This window comes from Mycolicibacterium chitae (assembly GCF_900637205.1).
Taxonomy (GTDB): Bacteria; Actinomycetota; Actinomycetes; order Mycobacteriales; family Mycobacteriaceae; genus Mycobacterium; species Mycobacterium chitae.
This window is the reverse complement of the sequence record NZ_LR134355.1, coordinates 655224-677027: the sequence shown is the minus strand read 5'-3', so window position 1 is coordinate 677027 and position 21804 is coordinate 655224. Positions and strand designations below refer to the sequence as shown.

Genomic DNA, 21804 nt, shown 5'->3' with positions numbered 1-21804 from the left:
CGACCCCATGAGTTCCCGGTATGTCCCCTACGCCTCCCGGCCGCACCGGTTCCTGGCGCAGTTCCTCAGCGACGTCGTGGTCAGCACCTGGATCGTGTTCTGGATCCTGGTCGGCCTGCTGGTCTACGACGCCGTCGCGTCGATCGCCGCGGTGGGCCGGCAGGTGGAGAGCGGAGCCAACGGGATCTCGCGCAACCTGGACTCGGCCGGCAACAGCGTCGACGGCGTGCCGCTGATCGGCGATCAGCTCAGCAAGCCGCTGACCGCGGCCAGCGAGGCGGCCATGGACCTGGCCGGCGCGGGCGCCAACCTCAACAGCACCGCGTCGTGGCTGGCGTGGGTGCTCGCGTTCGCCGTGGCGGCCACGCCGATCCTGGCCGTCGGCGGCCCGTGGCTCTACCTGCGGATCCGGTTCTTCCGGCGCAAGTGGACGGCCATCGCCCTGGCCGCGACCCCGGCTGGCGAACAACTGCTGGCGCTGCGCGCGCTGGCCAACCGCCCGCTGCGCAAGCTCACCGCCGTCAGCATGGACCCGGTCGGGGCGTGGCGCCGCGAGGACCCGATCGCGCTGCGCGGCCTCGCGGCCCTCGAGCTGCGGTCCGCCGGCCTCCGCTAACCCCTCCCCCAGCGATTTCGGCGTGATTTCCCACGGTGACCGTGTGGGATCACGCCCAAATCGCAATTGGAGGGAACCGCGGGGCGGGTTTCACCATCTAAGTAGGCATGGTCGATCAGTATCTGCGCCGCCACGACGGCGTCATCACCCTTGCCCAAGCCGCTTCCGTCGGCATGCACCCGGAAGCCGTCCGACGACGAGTGCTGTCCGGCCGCTGGCGCCGGTTGTCGCCGGGAGTCTTCTTCGCCGACGACCGTCCGTTCACCGACGCCGCGCGCATCCGTGCCGCGGTCTGGAGTTACGGCCCCAACGCAACCGCCAGTGGAGCGTCCGCCGCGTGGTGGCATCGCCTGATCGGTGCGGCGCCGGACCGGGTCGAGGTGACCGTCCCCCGCGCGGCCAATGGGCGCCGCCGGCCCGGGACGAAGCTGCGCCGCCGCGATCTCCCGACGTCCGACGTCACCGAACTGCGGGGTCTGCAGGTCACCGCACTGCCGCTGACCGCGCTCGAAGCCGGCATCCAACGCGGCGGCGTGCCGATCCTGGACCGCGCATTGCAACGCGACACCGAACTACGGGAGCTATGGCGCGCCCAACTGCGCAACAAGGGTCGGTACGGTTCGCCCCGGGCGCGGATGTTGCTCCAGGCCGCCGACGACGGTGCGCGCTCGGCCGCCGAGCGGCTGTTCATCTCGCTGCTGAAGGCCGCCGGCATCACCGGTTGGAAGGCCAACCTCCCGATCGCGGGCTACGTCGTCGACGTCGCTTTCCTGCTGCAGAAGGTGGCGATCGAGATCGACGGTTGGGCGTTCCACAGCGATGTCACCGATTTCGTCAACGACCGCAACCGCCAGAACAAGCTCGCGCTACTCGGCTGGCAGGTGCTGCGATTCACCTGGTGGGACCTGACCGAGCACCCCGAGCGCGTCATCGCCCAGGTCCGACGTGCGATCTCGGCGTGATCGTCCACGCTCACCGTGGAAGATCACGCCGAAATCCCCGGAGGAAGAGGACCGCGACGGTGCACCAGGCCGCCAGCGCGGTCCAGAAGAACGCCTCCGAGACCGGGTGGAGCCAGCCCCAGCCGACCTCGTGCCACAGCGCGAAGGTCGCCGAGGAGTACATGCCCAGCGGGAACACCATGGCCCACCACGCCGAGGGGACCGGCACGCGGCGCCGCACACCGCGCACCCCGAACAGCATCAGCGCGGGGATCCACAGCGTAGCCACCAGCCAGGTCACCACGGTCACCTTCTGCACGGCCATGCTCGGCCACAGCGCGTGGATGTGCACGCCGGCCACGGTGGCGATCGCCAGGCCACCCATCAGGATCCAGCTGTCCGGTTCGAAGCCGTGGCGGTCCAACCGTTCCCGCCCGGCGCGCAGGACGATCAGCGTCGTCATGCCGAGGTAGACCGCCAGGGCCACCACCCAGAACAGCACCGCCAGGAACAGGAGGTGCAACTCGGCGAACACGATCGCCAACCCGGAGGACGCCACGCTGGCCAGTTCCCAGGCACCCCGGGCCCGGTCGCGCAGCGCCGGCCAGCCGACGCGGCGCATCCGGCGAATCAGCAACGGCATCAACGACATCCACGCCGTAAGCCCCATCCCGGCCAGCACCCACACCACCCAGGTGCCGCCGAACCGGGTCGCCACGACCGCGCACGCCGCGACGTAGGTGAACAGGCGCAGCACCACGTCGATGTCGGTCATGTCCAGCGGGCTGCGGGCCCAGCCGGAGGCCGCGAGCACCATCAGCACGGGCAGCGCGACCGCGGCGAAGACCGCCAGGCCCACGCTGATCCCGCGCTGCGCGTGGTCGGCCGCCGAAATCGACACGATGCCGGCCGCCATCACCGCCGCGAAAACGTCCGGCGGTGGCCGCAGATCACGCCACATCGACAACCGAGATCAGAGGATGGCGCCCGGGGTGTACTTGGCGGCCTCGGGGTAGCGGCTCACCAGCTCCTCGACCGCCGCGACCACCGCGTCCACCTGATCGCCGGCCGCTCCGGTGAACGCCGCCTTGTCCGCCAGGGCCGCATCTAACGCGGCCCGGTCCAGCGGCAGCCGCGGGTCGGCGGCGAGTCGGTCCAGCAGATCGGGATCGCGGCCTTCCTCGCGCATCGCCAGCGCGACGGCCACAGCGTGCTCCTTGATGACCTCGTGCGCGGTTTCGCGGCCGACGCCGGCGCGCACGGCGGCGATGAGGATCCGCGTGGTCGCCAGGAACGGGAGGTAGCGGTCCAATTCGCGCTGGATCACCGCGGGGTAGGCGCCGAACTCGTCGAGCACCGTCAGGAACGTCTCGATCTGCCCGTCGAGGGCGAAGAACGCGTCCGGCAGCGCGACCCGGCGCACCACCGAGCAGAACACGTCGCCCTCGTTCCATTGCGCGCCGGCCAGCTCCGCGGCCATCGAGGCGTAGCCGCGCAGCACCACCTGCAGGCCGTTGACCCGCTCGCAGGACCGGGTGTTCATCTTGTGCGGCATGGCCGACGAGCCCACCTGCCCCGGCGCGAAACCCTCGGTGACCAGCTCGTGGCCGGCCATCAGCCGCACGGTGTGCGCGAACGACGACGGCCCCGCACCCAGCTGCACCAGCGCGGAGAGCACATCGTGGTCCAGCGAACGTGGATAGACCTGCCCCACGGAGTCCAGCACCTGCGCGAAGCCCAGGAAAGACGCCACCCGGGACTCCAGTTCGGCCAGCCGCGCGGCGTCGCCGTCGAACAGGTCGAGCATGTCCTGGGCGGTGCCCATCGGCCCCTTGACCCCGCGCAGCGGATACCGGTCCAGCAGGTCGCGCACCCGGTTCAGCGCCAGCAGCGTCTCCTGGGCCGCCGAGGCGAACCGCTTGCCCAGCGTGGTGGCCTGCGCCGCGACGTTGTGCGAGCGGCCCGCCATCACCAGGTCGCGGTGGGTCACGGCCCGGTCCGCCAGCCGCGCGACCACCGCGACGCCGCGGGCGAACACCAGTTCCAGGGCGCGGCGGGTCTGCAGTTGCTCGACGTTCTCGGTGAGGTCGCGGCTGGTCATGCCCTTGTGCACGTGCTCGTGGCCGGCCAGCGCGTTGAACTCCTCGATGCGGGCCTTGACGTCGTGGCGGGTGATGCGTTCGCGGTCGGCGATGGACGCCAGGTCGACGTTCTCGAGCACCCGCTCGTAGTCGTCGCTGACCCCGTCGGGGACCGGGATGCCGAGCTCGGCCTGGGCCCGCAGCACAGCGAGCCACAACCGCCGCTCGGCGACGATCTTGGCTTCCGGCGACCAGATCGCCGTCATCTCCGCGCTGGCGTACCGGTTGGCCAAGACATTGGGAATGCTCACGAAGACACAGCTTACGGCCCCGCTTTTGGGCCCGGTTGGGGCGGAGCCGGGCCCCGATGAGGCAGAGTGGACCGGTGTACTTCGTCGGTCTGGACCTCGCGTGGGGGCAGCGTAAGCCCACCGGGGTCGCCGTGGTCGACGGCAACACCGGTCGACTGAGCTATTTGGGGGCGGCCACCGACGACGCGAGCATCCTCGCCGCGCTGCAGCCCTATGTGCAGGGCGACTGCGTGGTGGGCATCGACGCCCCGCTGATCGTGGTGAACCCGACCGGGCAGCGGGACTGCGAGCGCGAGCTCAACGCCGACTTCGGCCGCTTCCAGGCCGGCGCGCACCCGGCCAACACCGGCAAGCCCGAGTTCGCCGGGACCCCGCGCGGCGCGCTCATCGCCCGCGAGCTGGATCTGGACATCGACCCACGCTCGACGTCGACCCGGCGCGCCATCGAGGTCTACCCCCATCCGGCGACCATCGCCCTGTTCCGGCTGGGTCGCACGCTGAAGTACAAGGCCAAGCCGGGACGCACGGTGGCGAAGCTGCGCGCCGAGTTGTTGCTGCTGATGGATCACATCGAGAACCTGGCCCGCCGGGAGCCGCTGCTGCGGGTGGCCGACCACGAGGAGTGGATGGAGCTGCGCGACGGCGTCGAAACCGCCGAGCGCAAAAGCGAATTGCGCCGCGCGGAGGATCCGGTCGACGCGGTGCTGTGCGCGTATGTGGCGATGCTCGCGCAGCAGCGACCCGACGACGTCACCGTCTACGGGGATGGGGACACCGGCTACATCGTCACCCCCACGCTGCCCGAGGATCTGGAACCCGCACCGCGGCGGGCGACCTCGCCGGCGGTGCACGACGCCATCGCGGCCTACGCCGAACGCCGGCCCGCCCTGAAGGAATCCACCGGCCGCTATCTCGAGCAGGTGCGCGCCCTGCTCGACGAGGCCGGCATCAACTATCTGAGCCTCACCGCGCGCACCAAGTCGGTGGCGTCCTTCGCCGAGAAGGCCGAGCGCAGCATCGACGGCCAGGTGCTCTACACCGATCCGCTCTCCGAGATCACCGATCAGATCGGGTTGCGCGTCATCACCTATCTGCGCGACGACGTGGGCGCGGTGGCCAACCTGCTGGGCGACGAGATGCGGTTGCTCGACGACCGCGACATGGGCCTGGAGACCGCGAGCACCGGCCGCTGGGGTTATTCGAGCAGGCATCTGCTGATCGCCGCCGAGGGTGAGCAGCAACCCGCGTCGGTGCAGGTGCGCACCATCCTGCAGCACGCGTGGGCCGAGTTCGAGCACGACATCCGGTACAAGGGGTCGATTCCCGAGGAGGATGCGCCGGACCTCGATCGCCGCTTCACGCTGGCGGCCGGGCTGCTCGAACTCGCCGACCGCGAGTTCTCCGCCATCCGGGAGCGGCTGCGGTCGGCGCCGATGGTGGAGCGCGCCCCCGAATCCGACAGCGAGCCAAGGATTTCCACCGCGGTGCTGGCCACCCATCTGGGCAACCGGTTCCCGGATGCGGGCTGGTCGCGCACCGAGCATTACAGCTGGATCTCCGGGCTGCTGCTCGAACTGGGCATCGACTCCCTGGATGCCCTCGACGCCGCGTTGGCCGGGGTGGACACCGACGCGGTCAATGCCGCGCTGGCCTACCGCTATCCGGCCGGTGCGGTGCGCCGCCTCGACGACGCGCTGCTGGCGGGTTTCGCCGATCGCTACGTGGTGCTCGATGGCAACAGCCATCGCACGGTGCGGCTGGCGACCCGGCTGGAGCGGCTACGCGAGGCAGATCTGGTGACGTGAACCCCTTAATCCGGTAGCCCCTGCGGCGTCTAATGGACAAGGACGCTGTCACGAGTGCACCCGGGAGGTGGCCGTCATGTCGGACATCCGCAAGCTGCAGCGCGATCTCATCGCGCGGGTCCTCGGCCGGGGCGGAAAGGCTCCGCCGGCCTTGCGCCGAGCCGCCTTTGACAACGCCGGCCTCGACGAACCGCTCAGGACGCTGATCGACAAGGTGGCCCACCGCGCGCACCGGGTGACCGACGAGGACATCGCCGAGGTCCGGGCCGCGGGTCTGAGCGAGGACCAGATCTTCGAGGTAATGGTGTGCGCGGCGGTCGGACAGGCCCACCGGCAGCACACCGCCGCCTTGGCGGCCCTGACCGAAGCGCTCGGGGGCCGGTGATGAGACTGGAAATCCTCGAGCGCGGACACCGACTGCGCAGCCGGGCGGTGTTCGCGCTGATTCGGCTGATGTCGCGGCAACCGGTGGTCGATGCCGTCAAGCTCGCCTTCTACCGTCCCGAGTTCTATGGGGCCGGGCCTCTGACGCACGAGGCCATGCGCGGGCCATCGGAATGGTCAGTGGGCGATCGCGAGTTGATGGCCGCGTTCGTCTCCAAGGTCAACGAGAGTCCGTTCTGTATCGCGGCGCACTCGGCCACGTCGCGCATCTGGTACGGCCAGGACCTCAGAGTCGCCGCCACGCTCGCCGACGTGACGACGGCGCCGATCGAGGAACCGCTTCGGGCGACGCTCATCCTGCTCGGGAAGCTCACCCGCGACCACGCCATCGATGCCGACGCCGTTCGGGCGGTGCTGGCCGCGGGTGTGTCGCCGCAGCAGGTCGAGGACGCCCTTGCGGTGTGCCTGGCGTTCAACATCACCGACCGGCTGGCCAACGCCTTCGGTTTTCACGTCCCCGGGCCCGAGGCCATGAACGCCGGTGCCCGCCAACTTCTTTCCCGCGGTTACCGGTAGGCAGCACTGCCCCACCGCTAATCCGGCGCTTCGCCCAGCTTGGTCGGGTCGACGATGCCCTCGCGGATGCCGAGTTGCTTGTTGATCGCCATGGTGAGGAAGAACAGCACCACGCCGATCGCGATGAGGATCCCGGCGAGCACGTACTGCTGGCCGGGCCTGCCCGACAGCGGCGTGACCAGATACAGCGACGTGATGAAGCCGATGACGGGGAGCGCGGTGGGCGTGGTGAAGTGTCCGCCGGCGGCGCGAACGTCCCTGCGCAACACCAGCACTGCGATGTTGACCATCGCGAACACCGCCAACAGCAGCAGCGAGGTGGTGCCGCCGAGCATCGCGATGGCGTTGGAGTTGGCGAAGGCGGTCACGTAGAAGATCAGACCAAAGGCGATGAGCGTGGTGAAGATGATCGCGGCCCAGGGCGAACGCCGCGTCGGGTGCACCGCGCCCAGCGCGCGCGGCAGCACCCGCTGCCGGGACATGCCGTAGATCAGCCGGCTGGCCATCAGCATGTTGATCAGCGCGGTGTTGGCGACGGCGAACATCGAGATGAACGGCAGGATGGTTTCGATCGGCAGGTCGGGTGCGCCCAGCTTGACCACCTCGACCAGCGGGGTGTCGCTGGCCTCCAGGGTGCCGACCGGCACCAGCGCGACCGCGACGACAGCGACGATGACGTAGACCACCCCGGCGATGCCCAGGCCCGTCAGCAGCACCTTCGGGAAGGTCCTCACCGGGTCCTTGGTCTCCTCGGCCATGTTGACCGAGTCCTCGAAACCGACCATCGCGAAGAACGCCAGCGACGTGGCGGTGGTGATCGCGAGGAAGACGTTCTTGTCCTCCGCGGTCTCGAAGGCGATGACGCGGGAGAAGTCCACGGTCTCACCGCCACCTGTGAAAGCCCACAGTCCGACGAAGATCACCAGCAGCAGGCCACTGATCTCGACGATGGTCAGGACCACGTTGAGCCGGACGCTCTCGCCGACGCCGCGGAAGTTCACCACCGCCAGCAGCGCCATGAACAGCAGCGCGACGATGACGACACCGGCCCTACCCCAGTCGAAGTCGAATGCGACGAAGAAGTTGGCCGCGAAGAAGCGCGACGCCGTGGATGCCGATGTGATGCCGGAGCACATCACGATGAAGGCAACGATGAACGTCACGAACTGGATCCCAAACGCCTTGTGCGCGTACAGCGCAGCGCCGGCCGCCTGCGGATACTTGGTGACGAGCTCGAGATAGCTGAAGGCCGTGACGGTGGCGATCAGGAATGCGATCAGGAACGGCAGCCATGCCGCGCCGCCCACCTCGCCGGCCACGTCACCGGTGAGCGCGTAGACCCCGGTGCCCAGGATGTCGCCGACGACGAAGAGCAGCAGCAGGCCCGGGCCCAGCACGCGTTTGAGCTGAGGCTCCTCGCCGGCTGCCTTCGTCTCGGCCATCTCGTCTCCCTCGGTTCGCGGCTGCGGTTCTCATCTTCAACCCGCGCGGACCCGCAACGGTGAACATTCGGCGAGAAGCGCCGTCGTGTCACCCGGCGGCGCGTTGGTGGTCATACGGCGCCAGGGCGTCGATGACGTCGATGAGGGAGGTGCGCGCGGTCGCCCGCGGTGTCCCCGATGGGTCGACGAGGGCCGATACGACCGCCCCGTCGATGGCGAACAGCAGCGTGGAGATCAGCCCCGTGCCCACCGAACGGCCCGACCGGTCGACGGCCTCCGCGATGGCCTCCGCGCGCTGCTGCATCATCCGGCGTTGGATGTCGCGCAGCGCGGGTTGGCGCGCGCAGGCGATGTAGCGCTCGTAGCGGGAGATCAACTGTTCGTGGGCCCGGGTGTTGGGTCCGTCGTCGTCGATCAGCAACTCGAGCAGAACGTCGGCGGTCGATTCGGAGCCGCGGCGCCGGCGCGGCAACGCCTTCACCCGGGAGCGCAGCACCGCGGCCTCGCGCATGCCGATGTATTCGACGGCCGCCACGATCAGGTCGTCCAGCGACGAGAAGTAGTAGGTGGTCGACGCCAGCGGCAGCCCGGCGCGACGCGCGACGGCACGATGCCGCACCGCCTCGAAGCCCCCTTCGCAGAGCAACTCGGCGGCGGCACTGACCAGTGCGCACCGTCGACGTTCTCCCTTGGGGGTGACTGCTGCCGTCACGGTTAGCATGCTGCCAGCAGGTACCTCACGCTGGGCGTTTTCGGCCAAACACACAGGCGCTGGCAAGATATCGGGGGTGTCGGAGCTGAGTCGACGTGCGGTCCTGCGCCTCGCGATGGGCGCCGCGGGCGCGTGCGCGGTGGGCTCCGCGGCCACCGCGGGCGCATCACCAGTCCCGCTGTCCCCAACCGCACCGCTGGCACCGTCTCCGAGCGCCCCCACAATGGTCACCGGATCCTTCGCGTCGGCGGCGCGCGGCGTCACTACCAATTGGGCCATCGCGCGCCCGCCCAACCAGACCGGCGCCCTGCGGTCCGTCATCGCCCTGCACGGCAAGGACAGCAACGCCGCCACCGTGATGGCCGGCGGCGTGGAGCAGGGTCTGGCTCAGGCCGTCGATGCCGGCCTGCCGCCGTTCGCGGTCGTGGCCGTGGACGGCGGTGGCAGTTACTGGCACCGGCGCGCCTCCGGCGAGGACGCCGGCGCGATGGTGCTCGACGAGCTGCTGCCCCTGCTGGATTCCGAGGGTCTGGACACCTCGCGGGTGGCGTTCCTCGGTTGGTCGATGGGCGGTTACGGCGCGTTGTTGCTCGGCGCGCGGTTGGGCGCGGCCCGGACGGCGGCGATCGCGGCCGTCAGTCCCGCGCTGTGGACCTCGTCGGGCGCCGCGGCACCCGGTGCGTTCGACAGCGCCGAAGATTACGCGGCCAACAGCGTGTGGGGCCTGCCGGAACTGGGGTCCATCCCGCTGCGCATCGACTGCGGCACCTCCGATCCGTTCTACGGCGCCACCCGGGAGTTCATCGCGCAGTTGCCCACCCCGCCGGCGGGCGGTTTCTCCCCCGGCGGGCACAACGGCGCATTCTGGAGCGCGCAACTGCCCGCGCAACTTTCGTGGCTCGCCCCGCTGCTCACCGCCTGAACCGGTGATACAGATTCGCTGACAGATGTAAAGTTCCTTTGCCCTGTCCGAACCCGTCCGCACCCGCTATCGTGGGGCGTAACGGTATGGCCGACGGGAAGGGTGGGCGCGCGGTGCACAAGGACGACATGATTTTGATTTCGGTGGATGATCACATCATCGAGCCGCCGGAGATGTTCAAGAATCATCTGCCGGCCAAGTATGTCGATGAGGCGCCGCGGTTGGTGCACAACGCCGATGGGTCCGATACCTGGCAGTTCCGGGATGTGGTGATCCCGAATGTGGCGTTGAATGCGGTGGCGGGCCGGCCCAAGGAGGAGTACGGCCTGGAGCCGCAGGGTCTTGATGAGATCCGCAAGGGGTGTTATGACCCGGCTGAGCGGGTCAAGGACATGTCCGCCGGTGGGGTGTTGGCCACGATGAACTTTCCGTCGTTCCCGGGGTTCGCCGCGCGGTTGTTCGCCACCGATGATGACGAGTTCTCGATGGCGTTGGTGCAGGCCTACAACGACTGGCACATCGACGAATGGTGCGGATCGCACCCGGGCCGGTTCATTCCGATGGCGATCCCGGCGATCTGGAATCCGCAGTTGTGCGCCCAGGAGATCCGCCGGGTGGCCGACAAGGGGGTGCACTCGCTGACGTTCACCGAGAACCCCTCCACCCTGGGGTATCCGAGTTTTCATGATCTGGAGTACTGGCGCCCGGTCTGGGAAGCCCTGGTCGATACCGAGACGGTGATGAACGTCCACATCGGGTCCTCGGGCAAGTTGGCGATCACCGCCCCGGATGCGCCGATGGATGTGATGATCACGTTGCAGCCGATGAACATCGTCCAGGCTGCTGCGGATCTACTCTGGTCGGCGCCGATCAAGGAATTCCCGACCCTGAAGATCGCCTTGAGCGAGGGCGGCACGGGCTGGATCCCGTACTTCCTGGACCGGGTCGACCGCACCTTCGAGATGCATTCGACCTGGACCAATCAGGACTTCGGCGGCAAACTCCCCTCGGAGGTGTTCCGGGAGCACTTCATGACGTGTTTCATCTCCGACCCGGTCGGGGTGAAGAACCGGCATCTGATCGGGGTGGACAACATCTGCTGGGAGATGGACTACCCGCACTCGGACTCGATGTGGCCCGGGGCCCCCGAAGAACTCTCGGCGGTCTTCGACACCTACGACGTCACCGACGAGGAGATCAACAAGATCACCCACGAGAACGCCATGAAGCTCTACCAGTTCGAGCCGTTCAACCACATCCCCAAAGATCAGGCCACCGTCGGGGCGCTACGCAAGTCCGTCGAAGGCCACGACGTCGAGATCCGGGCCCTGTCCCACGAACGCGACCGCAGCAACGGCGGCAGCGGCATGGACGCCCTGACCGCCGCGGCCCACGCAAACTCCTCGGCCCGGTAGGCGGGTGGGTCAGTCGCCCATCGCGCTGTCGATCATCTGAGTCATCATCCGAACCGCGTCGTTGCGACTCATCGACGCGAACATGCCTGCGGCAGCGGCCATGTCCGCGCCAACGTAGACGGTGGGGCCGTTGGCCATGTTGCTCATCGCGGTTTCGACCACGAGCGCGACCGGCGCGGCCCCCTCGGGGGTTTCGTCGAGCGAGGCGATGTTGCCGCGACTGTGCTCGAGCGTGCGCAACGCCGGCGTATCGGTCTTGCCCAGGATGAGGCCCACCACATCGACGCCGCTGCCGTGGAGTTCGCTCCACAGCGCCTCGGCGAAGACCATGTCGAAGGCCTTCGAGGCGCCGTAGGCCACCATGTTGGGTCCGCCGACAAACCCGGCCCCCGAGCCGAAGATCAGGATTCCGCCTCGCCCACGTTCCACCATGGCCGGCGCAAAGTGATGGCACAGCCGCATCGGCACTGCGCAGTTGCGCTCCAGCATCGCCTCGGCGCTCGCGATTGGCTTGGCGAGGAACGGACTGAACTCCGGGTCCGCCCCCGCGCAGTACGCGAGGTAGCCGATCTCCAGTCCTTCCGTTGCCGCGCAGATGGTCTCGGTCGCACCCGCAGCGGACAGATCGACCGCGACCACCTTCGTCTCGACGGCCATCCGCTCGGCGATACCGTCGGCGACCTCGCGCAGCTTGGCCTCTCGACGCGCGACGAGCACCACGTTGAGCCCGCGTTCGGCGAGCGTTTCGGCCAGGGCGGCACCCACGCCGTCCGAGGCGCCGGCAACCAGCGCCCACGGACCGTACTTCTCAGCGAAAACCATGGCTTCTCCGCTGCATCGAGGGATCAGGCGAGTTCGTAGCGTATCGGCAGATGCTTGAGCCCGCCGACGAACGTGGTCGCCACGTGCTGCGCGGGCCCGGTCAGTTCCACCGACTTCAGCCGCGGCAGCAACTCGGTGAAGAAGCTGTTGACCTCCATGCGCGCCAGCGCCGCCCCCAGACAGAAATGCACGCCGTAGCCAAAGGCGATGTGCTTGTTCGGATCTCGGGTCACGTCAAAGGTGAACGGGTCATCGAAGATGTCCTCGTCGCGGTTGGCCGACACGTAGGACAGCAGCACCGAATCCCCCGCCGCGATCCGCACCCCGCGAAGGTCGTAGTCCTGCTGCGCTGTGCGCATGAACTCCTTGACCGGCGTGGTCCAGCGGATCATCTCCTCGACCGCCAACGGCATCAAACCCGGATCCGCCTGCAACTTGGCCAACTGATCCGGGTTCTCGATCAGCGCATGCATTCCCCCGGAGATACTCGCGCTGGTGGTGTCGTGGCCGGCCGCGGCGACGATCGCGTAGTAGGACACGGTCTCGATGTCGGAGAGCGGCTCGCCGTTGATGGTCGCGTTGGCGATCGCCGAGCCCAGGTCGTCGGTGGGGTTGGCCCGGCGCGCGGCGGTCAATTCGGTGAAGTACTGGAACATTTCGAGCAGGGCCATCATCTGCTCTTCCTTGCTGTCCCCGCGTTTGAACTCATCGTCGTCGTTACCGAACATTTCCTGAGTCCACTTCAGCATCGAAGCGAAGTCCTGCTCCGGCACGCCGAGCAGGGACATGATCATGTACAGCGGATAGTTGACCGCCACCTGCTGGACGAAGTCGCACTCGGGCCCGGCCGCCACCATCTTGTCGACGAACTGCTTGGCCAGCTCGTCGGCACGGGCTTTCAACGCCCGCATGGCCTTTGGCCGGAACCAGTTGGCGCCGATGGCGCGGAAGTCGCGGTGCTCAGGGTCGTCCATGTGGATCAGCGTCCGGATCCCCACGGCCGCCTGCTGCTCGTCGGCCTCCCGCGTCACCAGCACCGGCCGCGGCGAGTTGGTGAAGATGTCGTTGGCCCGCTCGATCTCCATGATGTCGGCGTGCTTGGTGATCGCCCAGAACGGCGCGTAGTCGCCGACGTCGACATAGGAGACCGGTGCGGTGGCCCGCAGTCGGGTCAGTCCGGCATGCAGTCGCCCCTCGTCGGTGTATGCCTTTGGGTCGGCCAGCATCGCGCCGGCCGACTCGATCGTGGTCGCATCGCTCATCACAGCTCCCGCCTGCCGCCCACCCCACCACCGGGGTCCCCCTGGTGGGTGCATCCACAGTAGCAGTTGCGGTAAGACATTCAGTAGTGGGACCGCGGCCCCCTCAGCTCTCGGAAACCACCCCGGTCGCCGACTCCGCGCGGCGCGCGTAGGCGCGCCGGGCGCCCTCGTCGAAGTCCAGGAACAGCCGGTCCGATCCCATCGCCTTGTGCAGGCGCCGACGGGTGCGCGGTCCGAGTATCGCCAGGATCGGCGAGACGAACCGCATCGGATACGGCACGGCGACGTGGGTCTTGGGCTTGTTCAGCACCGCGACCACCGCGTCGGCGATCACCTGCGGTTCGACGGGTCGACTCGCACCCGACGACTTGGTCCCGGCGATCAGTTCGGTACGCGTGAACGGCGGCATCACCACGCTGACGTCGACCCCGCGTCCGGCGAACTCGTCGGCCATCGCGGTGGACAGTCCGACGACCGCGAACTTGGTGCCCGCGTAGACCACCTGCCCGGGCACCGCGACCACGCCGGCCAGCGAGGCGATGTTGACGATGTGGCCACCGCCGCGGGCGACCATCTCCGGCAGCACCAGCCGGCAACCGTTGAGCACGCCGTAGAAGTTCACCTCGAGGGCCGTGCGGATGGCCTGCTCGGACTGCTCCAGGAATGGACCCACCGGCATCACCCCGGCGTTGTTGATCAGGATGTCCACCCGTCCAGCGCCGTCAGCGCGCGCCTTGTCCAGAAAGGCCGCGAACGACTCAGGGTCGGTGACGTCGAGCGCGTGCCCCGACACCGGCCCGCGCGCGGCCAACTCGGCGACCGCCCGGTCCAATACGGGAACGTCACGGTCGCCGATCACCACCCGGGCACCCTTGGCCAGCAGCGCCTTCGCGGTGGCGTAGCCGATACCGCGCGCGGCCCCGGTGATGACGACGGTCTTACCGCCGACAGTGTTCTTCATGTCGTTCCCCTCAGTCGTCGCGCGACGCGCGCACCTCGTCGAGCACGGCCGCGATCACCGACTCGGGAGTCTCACCCGCGAAGCCCGGCAGGACCCGGTCGATCACGCCGGCACAGCGGCGCGCCAGCGCCGCACCGACCTCGTCGACGGGTGCGACGACGGCGAACGCGGACAGGACCTCGTCGTCGATCACCTCGGCCATGGCGTCCCATTCACCCGCCAGCGACAGCCGCCGCAACTCCGGCTGCAGCTCTCCCCAGCCGTGCAGTTCCAGCACCCGCCGATACGCGGGCGTCGACCCGTAGAAGGCGATCTGCTTCCGGAAAGCTGCAGCGGCGGCACTCATTTCGCGTTCGTCGCGGCCGGTCACGACGAAGACCGGGCTGGACACCTCGAAGTCGGCGCGGTCCCTGCCGCTGCCCTGCAGGCCGCGGGCCAGCGCCGGTTCGGTGACCTCCTCGAGGTACTTGCGGGTGGTAAAGGCGTGCACCAGCAGCCCATCGGCCACCGCGCCGCACATCTGCGTCATGCCCGTGCCGACCGCCGCGACGAAGACCTTGGGCGTACCGAAGTCCGAGGGCTCCGGGGTGAACATCGGCGTCATCAGGGTGTGGGTGTAGAACTCGCCCTGGAAGTCCAGGCGCTCCCCGGTGCTCCAGCAGGACCAGATTTCCCGCAGGGCCGCAATGAATTCCGCCATCCGCCGCACCGGGTGACTCCACGGCATCCCGAATCGCTTCTCGATGTGCGGCTGAATCTGGGTGCCCAGACCCAGGATGAACCGGCCGCGGGAGTACGCCTGCAGATCCCAGCCGAGGTTTGCGACCGTCATCGGGCTGCGCGCGAAGGCAACGGCGATGCTGGTGCCCAGCTCCATGGTGGTGGTGTGCTCGGCGGCCAACGTCAACGGCAGGAACGGATCATGGTTGATCTCCCCCGTCCAACAACCGTCGTAACCGGCCCGCTCGTGGGCGCGCGCGAGTTCGGGCACCCGGTCGAGTTGGCTGGGGATTCCACGGTCGATCTTCAGGGGCCCCGACATGATCGTGGACGCTACAGTAAGTAATTCGGTAGGGTCAATGTCCCATCCGGCCGGCGAGGAGAAGCATGACCGAATCGCGGCGCGCCGCGCAGGCCCAGGCCAATTCGGCGGCCTGGGCGGAGACGCTGGCCGACCTCGAGGCGCGCCGCGCACGGTCGCGGGCCATGGGTGGCGCCGACCGCCTCGCCACCCACCGCGGTGGCGGCAAACTCGACGCCCGCGCCCGCATCGAGCGGCTACTGGACCCGGGCAGCTTCCGCGAACTCGGCACCCTGGTGGGCGGCGAGGTCGCCGCCGACGGCATCGTGGCCGGCTCCGGTGAGGTCGACGGCGCGCCGATCATGGTCGGCGCGGAGGACTTCACCACCGTCGCCGGGACCATCGGCGCGGGCAGCAACTCGAAGCGCTACCGGATCGCGGAACTGGCGCTGCGCAACCGGATTCCGCTGGTGATGCTGCTCGAGGGGGCCGGCTTCCGGCCCGGCAAGCACGGCGGCCGCTCCCCGACCGACCTGATCGCCCAGGCCCGCTGCTCCGGGCAGGTGCCGACGGTCGCCGCGGTCCTCGGCCCCTCGGCGGGCCACGGCGCGCTGGTCGCCCCCGTCTGCGACTTCCGCATCATGAGTCGCCACGGAGCGATCTTCACCGCCGGTCCCCCGGTGGTCAAAGAGTCCACCGGAGAGGAGATCTCGAAGGAGACCCTCGGCGGTCCGGGGGTCGCGCTGCCCAGCGGGGTGATCCACAACGTCGTCGAGGACGACGCCGCCGCGCTGGACACTGTCCGGCATTACCTGTCCTACTTCCCTTCGAGCGCCTGGTCCTACCCCCCGTCCCGCGCCGCCGACGCCGAGCCGCGGCCCACTCCGGAACTGCTCGAGATCGTCCCCCGCGACAACCGCCGGGTCTACGACATGCGCGCGGTGCTCGACGTGGTCTTCGACGACTCGGACTGGTTGGAGGTGCAGCCGAACTTCGGCCGTGGGATCGTCTGCGCCCTGGCGCACCTCGGCGGACATCCGGTGGCGGTGGTGGCCAATCAGCCGCAGGTGATGGCCGGCTCCATCGATTCCGACGCCGCCGACAAGGCCGCGCACTTCATCATGGTCGCCGACGCCTTCCACCTGCCGATCGTCTTCCTCGCCGACAATCCCGGCATGCTGCCGGGCAGCCGCTCCGAGCGAGACGGCGTGTTGCTCAGCGGCGCCAGGATGTTCACCGCGCAGACCACGGCGACGACCATCAAGCTGCACCTGACGCTGCGCAAGGCCTACGGGTTCGGGTCAATGGTGATGTCGCTGTTGGGGTTCGACGATCAGGTCGCGACGTTCGGCTACCCCGGGGCCACCATGGGGGCCATGAGCGCCGGCGCGCTGAGCCGGGCCGCCAAGGCCGATGCCGAACTCTCCGACCGGTTGCACGACGCCGAACTGCGGGCCTCGTTCAACTCGGCGGCGAATCTCGGGTTCGACGAACTGATCGATCCGCGCGAGACCCGCACCGCGCTGCTCGGCGCGCTGCGGCACGGCCTGCACCGCCGGCAGGCCGCGGCCGAGCCGGTACTCCGCACCGCGATCCTGCCCTGATGACCAGACCGGAGGCGCCACCACCAATGCCCCTGCCCGACAATGCTCTGCACGGCGGCTGGCGACTCGACTCCTTCGTCGCCCGCGACGACGCCGGCCACACCCGGTATCCACTCGGCCGGCGGCCCCGCGGTCTCATCCTCTACACCGGCGACGGTTGGATGTCGGCGCAGTTGGCGCCGGACCCGTCCGGCGGTGCCGACGAGATCGGCGACTACATCGCCTACGGCGGCAGGTTTCATGTCGACGCGGCGGCAGGCACGGTGCGCCACGACGTCGTCATGGCCACCATGCCCGACCTGATCGCGCAGCCGCAGTTGCGGCAGTACGAGATCGACGGCGACGTGCTGACGCTGTCGGCGACCATGACCGACGACAGCGGCAGCACCCACAGCACCCTGGTCTGGCGCCGCGACTCCGACCCGACCGAGAGGCGGTAACGGCGAATGCCGAGAGACATCCGAGAACTGGCCGATGACCCGGCGGCCTATGCGGCCGAATTACGCTCCCGCTGGGGCGGTCTGCTCAGCTACCGCTATATCGGGCGCACCTATGACTCGATGGACCTGGGGCCGACCGACAACACCGTCACGGTTCGCCACGACATGCGTGATCCCGCCGGCGGACTGCTGCTGGCCGTGCTGGGCATCGCCTCGCCCGAGGGCGGCGGCATGTCGGACCTCGAGGCCGTCCCCAACCCGGTGGTGCACTCCTGCCAAGTCCTCGACCCGGGCACCGACGTCACGCGCTTCGAGGTGCGCGGCGAAACTCTCAAGCAGGGACGGCAACTGGGCTACAGCCGCTCGCTGCTGGTCGACGCGCTGCGGCCCGAGCGGGTCCTGGCGGTGACCGAGGGGCAGGGCATCAGCCTCGGTATCCCGCCGAAGGGACTGCAGAAGATGCCCGTGGACCCGATCGTGGTGGTCGACTCGCCCGAGCTGCCGCCGCTGTGGCAGGTGTTCGGCGGCGCCCGCCGACCGGACGGACACTGGGCGCTGCCCGAACTGGCCGCCGAGGTCGCCTCCCCCGACGCCGCGCTGCACATCGGGCCGCAGTTCGTCATCCTGGAGACCGCCGCGCGCGACGCCGCCGCCGCGACGGCCGGCACGGACCGCCTGGCCGCGGTGTCCTCGCACGTGATGTTCATGGCGCGCGGCAAGGTCGGGCCGTTCCGCGCCGAGGCGCAGGCGACCGCCGGTCGCTCCGCGGTGCTGGCCCGGGTGCTGCTCTACGACGAGGGCAACGACGATCGGGCGATCACGGTGGCGTCGTACCAGTTCGCGCCGGCCGGCTGACGTCAGGCGCGGTCCTGCGCCCGGTACTCCGCGACGATGGGCTCGAGTTCGTCAGGCGTGGCGCCATGCATGATCAGCGCGTCGGCGCCGTAGTCGAACTCCTTGCGGATCCGCTCGACACACTGCTGGGCGCTTCCGGTGGCCGCCGGTTCGAGCCACTCGTCGGGAATCAGCGTCGCGATGTGCTCGATCTGCTCTGCGCTGGCCTTGTGGTCGATACCACCGGGGATCGAGGTGACCACCGAATCCGCCCGGAATCGTTCCAGGACAGCGGGATCCCAGTTGTTGGTGCTGACCAGCAGGTCGCCGTAGCCCTGCAGATACGTGGCCAGCCGGGCGACGGTCTTCTTCAATCGCAGTTCCTCGGGCAGGTGGTCGCCGACCGTGGCGAAGCAGGACCACACCCGCACCGCGGCCGGGTCGCGACCGGCCTGTTCGGCGGCGTCCTTGACCGTCTTGACCGCGCGCTGCAGCGTCTCCGGGGTGAAGTAGGTGTGCAGGATGACGTCGTCGAACTCGCGGCCGCCCAGCGCCAGGGTCTGCGGGCCGAACGCGACGATGGCCAGCCGGATGTCCTCGTCGAAGTCCGGGTCCAGGAACAGCACCGGGTACTTCCCGATCGGGCCGTCGTGGTTGAAGATCAACTCGCCGTGCCAGAGCCGACGCATCACCTGGGCGAAGTCCTCCATCTGGGCGGTGGTGACCGCGGGCACCCCGAACGCGTTGTACATCGCCGCGATACCGCGTCCGATGCCGAGGGTGAACCGGCCGCCGGAGAGCCGATGCATGGTGGTCGCATATGAGCCGGTGATCAGCGGGTGCCGGGTGTTGTGGTTGGTCGCCGCGGTGGCGATCTGCATCCGGGTGGTCACCGCGCACGCCGCACCCGTCAGCGACGACGCCTCCTTGACGTTCCACCGCTCGGAGATGAACGCCGTGCCGAAGCCCAGTTCCTCACCGCGCCGGGCCTCGTCCATCAGGGAGGCCGGGCCCGCACCGCCCGCCCCGGCCAGCAGGTAGTAGCCCAGTTCGTCGAGAACCCGTTCGGTCATGCCCAAACTCCTTCGCGTTCGCCGGCTAGTGCCAGACGCCTTGTCCGTAACCACAATTCCAGACGTCGGTGATCTGCCCGTCGACCACCTTGAACACCTCGATGCTGGCGATCTTGAACTCGGTGCCGTCCTTGTTGACCAGAGTCGAGTCGTACACAATCGCGACGTGTTCGTTGTCGTCGTCGGCGATCACGGCATTCAGCGCGAAGTGCAGGCTCTCGAAGCCCGCCCAGGTGTCCTCGACACGCTTGCGGGCCTCGGCCCTGGTCAGGGTGCGGGAATCACCGACCTCGTGGCGCACCATGGTCTCGGCGATGATCTCGTCGGCGAGTTCGAAGCGCGCGTTGTTCCACAGCTCGAGGTTGTAGAGTTCGACCACCTCGCGGGCAGTTCTCATGCGAAGACCTCCAGCGCCTCGATGTCGGTGAGGGTCGCCACCGCGCGGTCGACGAGCGTGACGCACAGTTGCCGGGAACGCGGCGGCATCGAGTCCCAGCCGATCAGGATCACCACCGGCAGGACCATCAGGTAGGCCACCGCGAACCGGTAGTGCCGCCACGCCTCGTCGAACGAATAGTCGTCGACACCGTGCTGGGCCAGCGCATTGAGGTAGCGCCGCAGCAACGGCGCGTCGAGGCCGCGGCGCACGTCGGTGGGCAGTCCCTGGCTGACCAGGTAGGCGATGTCGGCGGCGCCGGCACCGCGCACGGCCATCTGGAAGTCGACCACCTTCAGGCGAGTACCGCGGAAGAACATGTTGTCCGCGCGGATGTCGCCGTGCAACAACATGTTCCGTTCCGCGAGCGCGCTCAGGGCTTGCGGGGCGAATTCCGCGAACCGCTCGGCGTAGTCCGCCACCCGGTCGGGGATCGGCTGGGTCGTGTGTTCCCGGTAGATCTGCCAGGCCGGCGCGAACACCGGCACCAGCAAGTCCCGCGCAACCGGGGTGTCCAGCGGCGGGAACTGCCGCAGCACCTCGTCGTCAGCGGTGGTCACCGACCAGGCGTGCAGCGCGGCGAGCTGATCGATGCAGGTGTGCGCCTGCTCCAGCGGCAGGCCCGCGAGATGATCCGCGTTGTGCCACTCCCGCAGGTCCTCCAGGATCAGCACGAAATCCGATGTCTCGTCGGCGATTCGAGCGACGTAGCAGTGCGGGGTGGCCATCGGGGCCGTGCCGGCGACACGCGAGTAGAACATCAACTCCTTGCGGTAGCCGCCGAGCAGTTCCATCGCTCCGCGCGCCTCCGGCGTGCCGGGCAGCTTGGCGATCAGGCTTCGCGGAGACCCCTCGCTGCCGGTCAGGTGCAGTCGGTACAGCAGCGACGAGAAGCCGGTGTCCTCGGCGATCCGTTCGGCCCGCACGTCGCTGACGGTCAGGTCCGCGGACAAGCTCGGATCGGCGCGCAGCGCGGCGGTCAGCCATGCCGGGGTGAGGTCCGCTATCTCGGCCGGAATGTCCACCGTCGCCGTCATCAGGCCCTCCGCTCCCTCTCCACCGACCGCAGAAAGCGTTCGGTCTTCCGCTGCACCCCGCCGGCGAACAGATGCCCCACGTGACCGCCTTGGTGCCAATAGATCTCGCCGCCCCAGCGTTCGTGCAACGCCAACGCCGGCGCGCGCATCGCCATCTGGTCGTGCCACGCGCCGACGATCAGCCGGCGCTGTCGCGGCGCGGTCGGTTCCAAGGCCAGCGGGTCGATCACCGAGGTCAACGCCGCCACCTCCGGCGACCCCAGCACCGCACCGACCTCATCGGCGGCCCCGCCCCAGCGATGCAGATGGTTGGCGATCATCGCGTTGAGCCCCAGGATCGGCGTGTACAGCGCCACCCCATCGACCTCCTCGAACCCGGCGACCAGCGCGGCCACCCCGCTGCCCAGCGAAAGCCCGGCCAGCGCGATGCTGCTCGCCTGGGGATGCAACCACCGGATCACCGCGCGGACCTCCGACACCGTGCGCATCATCCCCGCGACGTTGGCCACCGGGTCGGTGTCGGGGTAGGTCGGCCAGCGGCGCCGCCGTACCCCGTGCCCGGGCTGGATGGGCATCGCGACGTTGTAGCCGAGCCCGTAATGGAGCCGCCCGATCCGCGCGACCGCGAAATCGGTCAGTCCGCCCTGGCCCGCCCCGTGCACCCACACCAGCCAGGGCCGTGGCCCCCCGCGGTGGCGCACGATGTGGCACGCGGCGGTGGCCGGTCCCCCGTTGGGCTGCAGGCAGTCCGGCAGCCGCGGGTCGTGGGTGTAGGTCAGTTCCTCGAAGGTGAACCGCCCGGCCAGCCGGCGCCGAACGGAGCTCACCCGCAACGGGTCCGGGTCCGGATAAGCCGCGGGCACGCCCGCCGCGGTGAGCGCCTCGGCGACGCGCCCGTAGCCGGACACCTCGGAGCGCAGGCTCGGCGGCGGCGCGGTCAGCGTCATCCCGGTGACCACCAGCTCGTCGAGCGCGACCTCGCCGAGCTGGCGCAGCCCCCGGGGCGACCACGGGGTCCACCCCTCGGTGCCGGACAGCGCATCGGCCGAGCGGGGTAGCACGCCGCCGAGGGCGCGGGCGACGGTCCGGACGCGTTCCTGGGGCCGCAT

Annotated in this window: 22 protein-coding genes; 10 read left to right on the top strand and 12 right to left on the bottom strand. The window is 69.1% G+C overall.

The annotated features are described in order from the left end of the window. Positions 1–7 precede the first annotated feature (7 nt). A complete protein-coding gene (locus tag EL338_RS03155) occupies positions 8–616 on the top strand; it encodes a hypothetical protein (RefSeq protein ID WP_126332405.1) in 609 nt (202 codons plus the stop codon). 107 nt (positions 617–723) lie between these two features. Then, complete coding sequence (locus EL338_RS03150) at positions 724–1578, top strand: type IV toxin-antitoxin system AbiEi family antitoxin domain-containing protein (protein WP_126332404.1); 855 nt, start codon at positions 724–726, stop codon at positions 1576–1578. Between the two features lie 10 nt (positions 1579–1588). Here the strand turns inward: EL338_RS03150 and EL338_RS03145 are convergent, their stop codons facing one another. After that, the gene (locus tag EL338_RS03145; protein ID WP_126332403.1) at positions 1589–2518 is read right to left on the bottom strand and encodes a tellurite resistance/C4-dicarboxylate transporter family protein; all 930 of its coding nucleotides are present in this window, start codon (positions 2516–2518) and stop codon (positions 1589–1591) included. Positions 2519–2530: 12 nt separating this feature from the next. Then, positions 2531–3949, bottom strand: coding sequence for an adenylosuccinate lyase (purB, locus tag EL338_RS03140; protein WP_126332402.1), 1419 nt, complete (start codon positions 3947–3949; stop codon positions 2531–2533). A gap of 74 nt (positions 3950–4023) precedes the next feature. Between purB and relZ the strand changes: the two genes are divergently transcribed. The 3 genes from relZ to EL338_RS03125 all read left to right on the top strand — a co-directional run bounded on the left by relZ (position 4024) and on the right by EL338_RS03125 (position 6714). Next, positions 4024–5754 carry a bifunctional ribonuclease/(p)ppGpp synthase gene (gene relZ, locus EL338_RS03135; RefSeq protein ID WP_126336649.1) on the top strand — a complete coding sequence of 577 codons (1731 nt, stop codon included), beginning with the start codon at positions 4024–4026 and terminating at the stop codon, positions 5752–5754. Positions 5755–5830: 76 nt separating this feature from the next. Then, entirely contained in the window at positions 5831–6139 is a 309-nt protein-coding gene (locus EL338_RS03130) for a hypothetical protein (protein WP_126332401.1), read from the top strand. Then, entirely contained in the window at positions 6139–6714 is a 576-nt protein-coding gene (locus tag EL338_RS03125; protein WP_126332400.1) for a carboxymuconolactone decarboxylase family protein, read from the top strand. The genes EL338_RS03130 and EL338_RS03125 overlap by 1 nt, the downstream gene beginning before the upstream one ends. A 17-nt stretch (positions 6715–6731) precedes the next feature. Here EL338_RS03125 and EL338_RS03120 read toward each other — a convergent pair whose 3' ends face one another. Together EL338_RS03120 and EL338_RS03115 are read right to left on the bottom strand one after the other, a co-directional pair. Beyond that, positions 6732–8156 (bottom strand): APC family permease, encoded by a 1425-nt coding sequence (locus tag EL338_RS03120; protein WP_126332399.1) that lies wholly within the window; start codon positions 8154–8156, stop codon positions 6732–6734. 88 nt (positions 8157–8244) lie between these two features. Beyond that, positions 8245–8877 carry a TetR/AcrR family transcriptional regulator gene (locus EL338_RS03115; RefSeq protein ID WP_126332398.1) on the bottom strand — a complete coding sequence of 211 codons (633 nt, stop codon included), beginning with the start codon at positions 8875–8877 and terminating at the stop codon, positions 8245–8247. Between the two features lie 106 nt (positions 8878–8983). Between EL338_RS03115 and EL338_RS03110 the strand changes: the two genes are divergently transcribed. Both EL338_RS03110 and EL338_RS03105 read left to right on the top strand, forming a co-directional pair. Then, positions 8984–9790, top strand: a complete 807-nt coding sequence (locus EL338_RS03110) for an alpha/beta hydrolase (RefSeq protein ID WP_435404917.1) — start codon at positions 8984–8986, stop codon at positions 9788–9790. Between the two features lie 113 nt (positions 9791–9903). After that, the gene (locus tag EL338_RS03105; RefSeq protein ID WP_126336647.1) at positions 9904–11205 is read left to right on the top strand and encodes an amidohydrolase family protein; all 1302 of its coding nucleotides are present in this window, start codon (positions 9904–9906) and stop codon (positions 11203–11205) included. A gap of 9 nt (positions 11206–11214) precedes the next feature. On the opposite strand, the gene EL338_RS03100 is transcribed toward EL338_RS03105, so the two are convergent. The 4 genes from EL338_RS03100 to EL338_RS03085 form a co-directional block, all read right to left on the bottom strand. After that, positions 11215–12027 (bottom strand): SDR family NAD(P)-dependent oxidoreductase, encoded by an 813-nt coding sequence (locus tag EL338_RS03100; protein ID WP_126332397.1) that lies wholly within the window; start codon positions 12025–12027, stop codon positions 11215–11217. A gap of 23 nt (positions 12028–12050) precedes the next feature. Then, entirely contained in the window at positions 12051–13289 is a 1239-nt protein-coding gene (locus EL338_RS03095; protein ID WP_126332396.1) for a cytochrome P450, read from the bottom strand. Between the two features lie 103 nt (positions 13290–13392). Further along, entirely contained in the window at positions 13393–14250 is an 858-nt protein-coding gene (locus EL338_RS03090; protein WP_126332395.1) for an SDR family oxidoreductase, read from the bottom strand. Between the two features lie 10 nt (positions 14251–14260). Continuing rightward, entirely contained in the window at positions 14261–15292 is a 1032-nt protein-coding gene (locus EL338_RS03085) for an LLM class F420-dependent oxidoreductase (RefSeq protein WP_126332394.1), read from the bottom strand. A 65-nt stretch (positions 15293–15357) separates the two neighbouring features. On the opposite strand from EL338_RS03085, the gene EL338_RS03080 reads away from it, so the two are divergent. From EL338_RS03080 to EL338_RS03070, 3 genes are read left to right on the top strand one after another with little or no spacing between them, the layout of a single operon-like run. After that, on the top strand, positions 15358–16875 hold the full coding sequence (locus EL338_RS03080) for an acyl-CoA carboxylase subunit beta (RefSeq protein WP_126332393.1): 1518 nt from the start codon (positions 15358–15360) through the stop codon (positions 16873–16875). Beyond that, positions 16875–17315, top strand: coding sequence for a lipocalin-like domain-containing protein (locus EL338_RS03075; protein WP_235666354.1), 441 nt, complete (start codon positions 16875–16877; stop codon positions 17313–17315). The genes EL338_RS03080 and EL338_RS03075 overlap by 1 nt, the downstream gene beginning before the upstream one ends. 6 nt (positions 17316–17321) lie before the next feature. After that, positions 17322–18170 carry a hypothetical protein gene (locus EL338_RS03070; protein WP_126332392.1) on the top strand — a complete coding sequence of 283 codons (849 nt, stop codon included), beginning with the start codon at positions 17322–17324 and terminating at the stop codon, positions 18168–18170. 2 nt (positions 18171–18172) lie between these two features. Here the strand turns inward: EL338_RS03070 and EL338_RS03065 are convergent, their stop codons facing one another. Genes EL338_RS03065 through EL338_RS03050 form a run of 4 tightly spaced genes read right to left on the bottom strand, consistent with a single transcriptional unit; the run spans position 18173 to position 21804 of the window. Next, the gene (locus EL338_RS03065) at positions 18173–19222 is read right to left on the bottom strand and encodes a TIGR03857 family LLM class F420-dependent oxidoreductase (RefSeq protein WP_126332391.1); all 1050 of its coding nucleotides are present in this window, start codon (positions 19220–19222) and stop codon (positions 18173–18175) included. A gap of 25 nt (positions 19223–19247) precedes the next feature. Further along, complete coding sequence (locus EL338_RS03060; RefSeq protein WP_126332390.1) at positions 19248–19619, bottom strand: ester cyclase; 372 nt, start codon at positions 19617–19619, stop codon at positions 19248–19250. Further along, positions 19616–20695 (bottom strand): phosphotransferase, encoded by a 1080-nt coding sequence (locus tag EL338_RS03055; protein ID WP_126332389.1) that lies wholly within the window; start codon positions 20693–20695, stop codon positions 19616–19618. Before EL338_RS03055 ends, EL338_RS03060 begins: the two co-directional genes overlap by 4 nt. Beyond that, the gene (locus EL338_RS03050; RefSeq protein WP_126332388.1) at positions 20695–21804 is read right to left on the bottom strand and encodes an alpha/beta fold hydrolase; all 1110 of its coding nucleotides are present in this window, start codon (positions 21802–21804) and stop codon (positions 20695–20697) included. Before EL338_RS03050 ends, EL338_RS03055 begins: the two co-directional genes overlap by 1 nt.

What these genes read in the sequence shown, in the direction of transcription:
- EL338_RS03090 (WP_126332395.1), bottom strand. Translation starts at nt 14,250, where the DNA reads ATGAAGAACACTGTCGGCGGTAAGACCGTCGTCATCACCGGGGCCGCG.
- EL338_RS03055 (WP_126332389.1), bottom strand. Translation starts at nt 20,695, where the DNA reads ATGACGGCGACGGTGGACATTCCGGCCGAGATAGCGGACCTCACCCCG.
- EL338_RS03115 (WP_126332398.1), bottom strand. Translation starts at nt 8,877, where the DNA reads ATGCTAACCGTGACGGCAGCAGTCACCCCCAAGGGAGAACGTCGACGG.
- EL338_RS03075 (WP_235666354.1), top strand. Translation starts at nt 16,875, where the DNA reads ATGACCAGACCGGAGGCGCCACCACCAATGCCCCTGCCCGACAATGCT.
- EL338_RS03120 (WP_126332399.1), bottom strand. Translation starts at nt 8,156, where the DNA reads ATGGCCGAGACGAAGGCAGCCGGCGAGGAGCCTCAGCTCAAACGCGTG.
- EL338_RS03150 (WP_126332404.1), top strand. Translation starts at nt 724, where the DNA reads ATGGTCGATCAGTATCTGCGCCGCCACGACGGCGTCATCACCCTTGCC.
- EL338_RS03080 (WP_126332393.1), top strand. Translation starts at nt 15,358, where the DNA reads ATGACCGAATCGCGGCGCGCCGCGCAGGCCCAGGCCAATTCGGCGGCC.
- EL338_RS03050 (WP_126332388.1), bottom strand. Translation starts at nt 21,804, where the DNA reads ATGCGGCCCCAGGAACGCGTCCGGACCGTCGCCCGCGCCCTCGGCGGC.
- EL338_RS03085 (WP_126332394.1), bottom strand. Translation starts at nt 15,292, where the DNA reads ATGTCGGGGCCCCTGAAGATCGACCGTGGAATCCCCAGCCAACTCGAC.
- EL338_RS03125 (WP_126332400.1), top strand. Translation starts at nt 6,139, where the DNA reads ATGAGACTGGAAATCCTCGAGCGCGGACACCGACTGCGCAGCCGGGCG.
- EL338_RS03110 (WP_435404917.1), top strand. Translation starts at nt 8,984, where the DNA reads ATGGGCGCCGCGGGCGCGTGCGCGGTGGGCTCCGCGGCCACCGCGGGC.
- EL338_RS03155 (WP_126332405.1), top strand. Translation starts at nt 8, where the DNA reads ATGAGTTCCCGGTATGTCCCCTACGCCTCCCGGCCGCACCGGTTCCTG.
- EL338_RS03095 (WP_126332396.1), bottom strand. Translation starts at nt 13,289, where the DNA reads ATGAGCGATGCGACCACGATCGAGTCGGCCGGCGCGATGCTGGCCGAC.
- EL338_RS03130 (WP_126332401.1), top strand. Translation starts at nt 5,831, where the DNA reads ATGTCGGACATCCGCAAGCTGCAGCGCGATCTCATCGCGCGGGTCCTC.
- EL338_RS03065 (WP_126332391.1), bottom strand. Translation starts at nt 19,222, where the DNA reads ATGACCGAACGGGTTCTCGACGAACTGGGCTACTACCTGCTGGCCGGG.
- EL338_RS03070 (WP_126332392.1), top strand. Translation starts at nt 17,322, where the DNA reads ATGCCGAGAGACATCCGAGAACTGGCCGATGACCCGGCGGCCTATGCG.
- EL338_RS03100 (WP_126332397.1), bottom strand. Translation starts at nt 12,027, where the DNA reads ATGGTTTTCGCTGAGAAGTACGGTCCGTGGGCGCTGGTTGCCGGCGCC.
- EL338_RS03145 (WP_126332403.1), bottom strand. Translation starts at nt 2,518, where the DNA reads ATGTGGCGTGATCTGCGGCCACCGCCGGACGTTTTCGCGGCGGTGATG.
- EL338_RS03060 (WP_126332390.1), bottom strand. Translation starts at nt 19,619, where the DNA reads ATGAGAACTGCCCGCGAGGTGGTCGAACTCTACAACCTCGAGCTGTGG.